Annotated in this window: 1 protein-coding gene and 1 pseudogene; both read left to right on the forward strand. The window is 62.6% G+C overall.

Annotated elements, in window-relative coordinates:
* Positions 1-459: alpha-amylase family glycosyl hydrolase (locus tag L972_RS20810; RefSeq protein ID WP_047438221.1), on the forward strand; the 459-nt coding region annotated here is incomplete at its 5' end.
* A 228-nt stretch (positions 460-687) separates the two neighbouring features.
* A pseudogene (locus tag L972_RS20815) lies at positions 688-1,480 on the forward strand (pyruvate:ferredoxin (flavodoxin) oxidoreductase); the annotation flags it as partial.

Raw genomic sequence — 1,480 nt, forward strand, 5'->3', positions numbered from 1 at the left:
GATGCCATCGGCCGCGACAATGCCCGCACCCCGATGCAGTGGGACGCCGGCCCCCGCGCCGGTTTCAGCGCCACCACACCCTGGATTGCCCTCAACGCCAATCACATCGAGATTAATGCCGCCGAGCAGCTGGCCCGCCCCGACTCGCCGTTTCACTGCTATCGCCAGCTCATCGCCCTGCGCAAGGCCCACCCGGTCATTCGCCACGGCAATTTCGAGCTGCTGGATGGGGATGATCCCGAGCGCATCAGCTATCGCCGCCACTGGCAGGATCCGGCCAGCGGAGAGCGGCACACCCTGCTGCTGCTCGCCAATCTCACGGCGAACCCCTTGCCGATGCCCCACTTCGACAAGGTGGCAGATGAGATGCGGTTGCTGCTGGCCAATTACCCAGGCGAACCGCTGCCACTCTTCGCCCCTTATCAGTGCGCCATCTGGCTGCGAGTGGATCAGGGTTAACCCCGTGCTGAGGGGCCATACCAATGGCCCGTCAGCCACCTCCCGTCGGCTGTCAGCAGAAAATCACGTCCCCACGCGACAGGATTAAATTAACCACTATTACTGACTTATTAATTGATTATTTATCCCGTTTGATACGCTCTCATTGCCCCTCTTACTATGCCAGAGACCTATCCATTGCCGATGCAACTATCGGCCTTCAAACTGGCATAGCAAAGTGGAAAACAGATGATCACCACAGACGGGAATAACGCAGTCGCCTCGGTGGCGTACCGCACCAGCGAAGTCATCGCCATCTACCCCATCACCCCCAGCTCGGCCATGGCCGAGCAGTCGTCGGCCTGGTCGAGCGAGCGGGGCAAGAATCTCTGGGGGGATGTGCCCCGGGTTGTCGAGATGCAGTCGGAAGGGGGCGCCATTGCCGCCGTCCACGGCGCCCTGCAGACCGGCGCGCTGGCGACCTCGTTTACCTCGTCGCAGGGGCTGCTGCTGATGATCCCCAACCTCTACAAGCTGGCGGGTCAGCTCATCCCCTTCGTGCTGCATGTGGCGGCGCGCACCGTGGCGACCCATGCGCTATCGATCTTTGGCGATCACTCGGACGTGATGGCGGTGCGCCAGACCGGCTGTGCCATGCTCTGTGCCAGCAATGTGCAGGAGGCGCAGGATTTCGCCCTGATCTCCCAGATAGCGAGCCTCAACAGCCGCCTCCCCTTTATCCACTTCTTCGACGGCTTTCGTACCTCTCACGAGATCGCCAAGATAGCGCCGCTCGCTGACGACACCCTGCGAGCCCTGCTGCCGGCAGATGCCATCCGTGCCCATCGTGACCGGGCGCTCACCCCCGACAAACCGGTCATTCGCGGCACCGCCGCCAACCCGGACACCTACTTCCAGTGCCGGGAGGCGAGCAACCCCTGGTATGACGCCGCCTATGGCCATGTGAGTGAGGCGATGCAGGCTTTTGGCGAGCAGACCGGCCGCCACTACCGGCCGTTTGAATATGTCGGCCACCCGCAGG

The sequence above is a fragment of the Aeromonas sp. ZOR0001 genome (assembly GCF_000801015.1).
Classification (GTDB): domain Bacteria; phylum Pseudomonadota; class Gammaproteobacteria; order Enterobacterales; family Aeromonadaceae; genus Aeromonas; species Aeromonas veronii.